Annotated in this window: 4 protein-coding genes and 1 pseudogene; all 5 read right to left on the reverse strand. The window is 49.3% G+C overall.

Going from position 1 to position 3835, the window contains the following annotated elements; translation table 11 throughout:
• Positions 1 to 18: 18 nt before the first annotated feature.
• A complete protein-coding gene (rpoS, locus tag ABYW01_RS16295; RefSeq protein ID WP_372834701.1) occupies positions 19 to 1029 on the reverse strand; it encodes an RNA polymerase sigma factor RpoS in 1011 nt (336 codons plus the stop codon).
• Between the two features lie 63 nt (positions 1030 to 1092).
• Positions 1093 to 1941 carry a peptidoglycan DD-metalloendopeptidase family protein gene (locus ABYW01_RS16300; protein WP_372834703.1) on the reverse strand — a complete coding sequence of 283 codons (849 nt, stop codon included), beginning with the start codon at positions 1939 to 1941 and terminating at the stop codon, positions 1093 to 1095.
• A gap of 3 nt (positions 1942 to 1944) precedes the next feature.
• On the reverse strand, positions 1945 to 2892 hold the full coding sequence (locus tag ABYW01_RS16305; protein ID WP_372834705.1) for a DUF368 domain-containing protein: 948 nt from the start codon (positions 2890 to 2892) through the stop codon (positions 1945 to 1947).
• Between the two features lie 14 nt (positions 2893 to 2906).
• Entirely contained in the window at positions 2907 to 3542 is a 636-nt protein-coding gene (locus tag ABYW01_RS16310; RefSeq protein ID WP_372834707.1) for a protein-L-isoaspartate(D-aspartate) O-methyltransferase, read from the reverse strand.
• A gap of 26 nt (positions 3543 to 3568) precedes the next feature.
• A pseudogene (locus tag ABYW01_RS16315) lies at positions 3569 to 3835 on the reverse strand (5'/3'-nucleotidase SurE); the annotation flags it as partial.

Here is a 3835-nt window from a genome sequence, read left to right on the forward strand (position 1 = left end):
AAAAGATATCGTAATGACTTACTGCAACAAATCCTCGCCACTCAAGCCATTCTTTTCCACAATCTCGCGCAGCTTACGTAACGCTTCAACCTGAATTTGACGCACACGTTCGCGCGTCAAACCAATTTCGCTGCCGACCTCTTCCAGCGTACTCATCTCATATCCACGCAAACCAAAACGGCGCGCCAACACTTCTGAGTGCTTCTCAGGCAACATCGTTAACCATTTATCCAGGTTACCGCTGATATTGGTTTTCTGCAGCAACGTTTCAGGATCAGAGGTTTCCTGATCAGGAATGGTGTCCAGTAGCGACTTATCAGAATCCTGCCCCATCGGGGTGTCTACCGAGCTGACACGCTCGTTCAAGCCCAGCATCCGCTCAACATTTTCAACCGGCTTGTTAACCAGCTGAGCGATCTCTTCCGCCGACGGTTCGTGATCCAGTTTTTGCGCCAGCTCGCGAGCTGCACGCAGATACACGTTGAGCTCTTTAACCACATGGATAGGCAAACGGATCGTCCGGGTCTGGTTCATGATCGCCCGCTCGATCGTCTGACGAATCCACCAGGTCGCGTACGTCGAAAAACGGAAACCACGTTCCGGATCAAATTTCTCAACCGCTCGAATAAGACCTAAATTACCCTCTTCAATCAAATCAAGCAGAGTCAGGCCGCGGTTAATGTAACGGCGCGCGATCTTAACAACCAATCGCAGGTTACTCTCAATCATACGTTGCCGGGATGCTTCATCACCTTTCAACGCGCGACGGGAGTAATAAACTTCTTCTTCTGCAGTCAGCAGTGGAGAAAAGCCGATTTCATTGAGATATAGCTGTGTGGCATCCAGAGTTTTCGCATTCAGGAGGTCATTGTGCGCAAGGCTACCACGCCCACGACCACTCGCGATAATCTCGGGAACATCATCCGATTCTTTCTTCTGGCTTTTGGATGTTGACTTGTCCACAGCATCATCTAACTCTACATCGTCCGATGCCTTTTCCAACTCACAATCCTTATCAACTTTTTCCATTACCAACCCCTCTGATGTCCTTGGTCAAATGCCACCCTTTTATATTTATAGCCGCAAAATAACTTATTGTTTCTTGGGCAGATATTTTAACGGGTTCACTGGCACACCATCGCGGCGAATCTCGAAATGCAGCATGACGCGTTCAGCCCCACTGCGCCCCATTTCGGCGATCTTCTCGCCCGCTTTAACCTTATCACTTTCTCTTACTAAAACGCGACTGTTGTGGGCGTAAGCACTTAAGAACTTCTGGTTATGATCTATGATGATAAGATTGCCATACCCCAGCAGTCCGTTACCCGCATACACTACACTCCCCGTGGCAGCAGCAAATACAGGATCGCCTGTCCGCCCGGCCAGATTTAGTCCTTTATTGACCTGCCCTTTGGTCTTAAAGGACTGAATCAGCCTACCTTTACTGGGCCATTGCCAACGAATTGGCGCCCCAGAGACGGTCTTTTTAGTTTTAGGTCGAGTCTGCTTTGAAACTGATGCACTCGTATTCCTACTTCCAACTGTTTTCGGCGGTACGTCGCGCTTCTTTACCTGTTTTTTTGAAGAATTGTCGACAACCGGCTGTTTAGTGACAGTTTTTTTCTTACGAGTACTACTTTCTCGGACAATTTTTTGTGCAGAGGGTTTCAGAATCAATCGCTGACCGGGGTAGATCTGATAACCTGCGGGAATCTTATTTAGGCGTGCAACGGTGCGGTAATCCACACCGTGACGAAATGCAATGGCGTAAAGAGTATCACCCTTGCGAACGGTATAAACGGCAGATGATGAAACTGATGGAGCAGAACGAACAACTTTTGTCCGCGACCGATCATGCACCGGTACTTTTTGTGGACTGGCACACCCGGCGATCAACACAGCGATGATCGCTGAAATCAGCCAACCTGCGCCTCTCGTCACCCATCACCCCTGATTTTTTCCAGTTCCGGCCGTTCGGGCAATCAGCACTACGACCAGCGCACCTACCGCCATCAACACCAGAGACATTGCCAGATACGCATCCTGTCCGGTCATTACCTCATAACTGCCAGGCAGGATATTTTCCTGTACCAAAGGAACCTCCAAACCATGCCGGTTGATGGTATATGCAGTGGTATATTTCCACGGCCAGACTTTATTCAAGGAGCCCAACATGAAGCCGCCAAGTAACGCCAAAGTCGCTACTCGATATGAGCTAAACATCCAGCTCAACACGCGAGAAAAGCTCAGCAAGCCGATCACACAACCGGTAATAAACAAGCCCAGAACCGGTAAATCGACTGACTTTACGGCACCCAAAATCGGTGCGTACATGCCTAACAATAGCAGGATAAAACTACCGGATATACCCGGTAGAATCATGGCACAAATAGCGATCATGCCCGATAAAAAAATCATCAGCGGGGTTGGCTCAATCGCCGCGGGCGCAATCGATGTCACCATATACGCGAGTATCGTGCCCGTTAGAAATGCAGTAAAAGCATTTCCCCGCCAGTTCTCTATCTGCTGAACCACCAGCCAACTTGAAGCCAGAATCAAACCGAAGAAGAATGACCAGAGCATCTCTGGATAATTGCTCAGCAGAAACAATACACCACGCGCAAAACTAGCTACGCTGAACAGAATCCCCACTAATAAGGTAAGCAAAAAGGAGCCATTTACGTAACGCCACGCTTCACCTAGCCCCTGCTTATACAATACACCCAACGCTTCAGGCCCACATCGACGCAAAGAACCGATCAGCTCCTCGTAAATGCCGGTCATAAAGGCGATAGTACCACCCGACACACCGGGAACAGCGTCTGCGGCCCCCATCATCGCGCCTTTGCCTGATAAAATCAGATAGTCACGCCAGCTGCGACCGCTTGTCATTCCATTGTCCATTATTAACGTACGGTTCCACTTAATAGAGGTACAAATTTAGCACCTTCGACAACCTCGGTTGTAAAACTATCCTCGGAAGTGCGAATAATCAGCTTTAGCTCCTGACTACGACCACCCACTGGAATAATCAGACGACCGTTTATTGCCAACTGGCTCATGAGCTCCGCAGGCACCTCTTCTGGCGCCGCCGTCACCATAATTCCATCAAACGGTGCCTTTGAAGGCCATCCCATACCGCCATCAGTATGCATGAGCTGCGTATTGTGCAATTTCAACAATTGCAAACGCTTACGCGCTTTATCCTGTAAAGGTTTAATACGCTCAACACTAAATACATTGTCCACCAATTGCGCCAGAACTGAGGTTTGGTATCCAGATCCGGTCCCAACCTCCAAGACAGACGTCATCGGCCCCGCTGCCAACAGCAGCTCCGTCATTCTTGCTACGCTATAGGGTTGCGAGATTGTCTGATTATATCCGATAGGCAATGCGGTATCTTCGTAGGCCCGATGCGCCAAAGCTTCATCAATGAAGATATGTCGCGGGGTATCCCGTACCACTTCAAGTACGGTTTCATCTTTTATACCCTGTTCCCGAAGGCGGGCAATCAGACGATCCCGGGTGCGCCGGGATGTCATTCCAATTCCTTCAAGATTCAGATGGGTCACAGAATTTCCTCAAGCCAACTTCCCAAGTTTTCCATTGCATCGTATTGGGTCATATCGATCTGCAACGGTGTGATGGAAACACATCCTTGCTCTATTGCAAAAAAGTCAGTCCCCGGCTCTTTATCCAATACCTCACCTACACCGGCGATCCAATATCGTTCAAAACCACGAGGATCTTTAACCTTAACAGGTTTATCGGCCAAACTACGATGACCTAAACGGGTAACGTGCACTCCCTGCAACAGGGCACCGCCGGTGCCGAG

The organism is Pontibacterium sp. (assembly GCF_041587635.1).
Classification (GTDB): Bacteria; Pseudomonadota; Gammaproteobacteria; order Pseudomonadales; family Balneatricaceae; genus Pontibacterium.